Below are 673 nucleotides of genomic sequence, written 5' to 3'. Positions count from 1 at the left end.
CGGCGGCCGGGGAGAAGGCATCGGCGGCGACGCCGTACACCGTGTCTGTGGGGATGACGATGAGGTCGCCACGGCCGATCGCCTGGCGCGCGTGGCGCATGCCGGCGAGGAGCTGCGACTCGTCGCTGCAGTCGAAGATGGTTGACATGACGGTTCGATTCTATGCGGCGCGGCCAGTGAGCACGCTCGGAGGTTGCTGATCAGGGTCGGAGCGCGGTGGTGGTGCGATCCCGGAGCGTCAGGTCCCGGTGCGTCGCCGGTGCGCGCCAGCCGTCGACCGCGAGGAGGTCCCTGATCGACTCGCCCTGCAGTTCGCCGTGCTCGATGACGAGGAGACCACCGGGGCGCAGCAGCCGCAGGGCCCGTGAGCTGAGCACACGCACGATGTCGAGACCGTCCTCTCCCCCGTACAGCGCCATGGCCGGATCGAACAGCCGCACCTCCGGATCGCGGGGAATGGCGGCATCGGGCACATACGGCGGATTCGAGATGACCACGGAGGCCGTGCCGTCGAGCTCCGGGAAGGCTTCCCCCAGGTCGGACAGCACCAGCGTGAGGTTGTCGACTCCCGCGACGTTGCGGCTCGCCCAGGCATGCGCGTCCTCGGAGAGCTCGGCGGCGAAGATGCGCGCGTGCGGCACCTCGGTGGCCATCGCGAGGGCGATCGCCCCGC

General features: G+C 70.3%; 2 protein-coding genes. Both read right to left on the bottom strand.

The window, feature by feature from the left end:
* A partial coding sequence (locus tag KZA10_RS18435) for a Sua5/YciO/YrdC/YwlC family protein (protein WP_374196619.1) occupies nucleotides 1–148 on the bottom strand: 148 nt, incomplete at its 3' end.
* A gap of 52 nt (nucleotides 149–200) precedes the next feature.
* Nucleotides 201–673 (bottom strand): class I SAM-dependent methyltransferase (locus KZA10_RS16885; protein ID WP_374196618.1); only part of this gene is annotated, 473 nt, incomplete at its 5' end.

It is taken from the genome of Microbacterium sp. BF1 (assembly GCF_019279095.1).
GTDB lineage: Bacteria > Actinomycetota > Actinomycetes > Actinomycetales > Microbacteriaceae > Microbacterium > Microbacterium maritypicum.
Note: the sequence above shows the minus strand (reverse complement) of the source record. Positions and strands in the feature narration are given on the sequence as shown.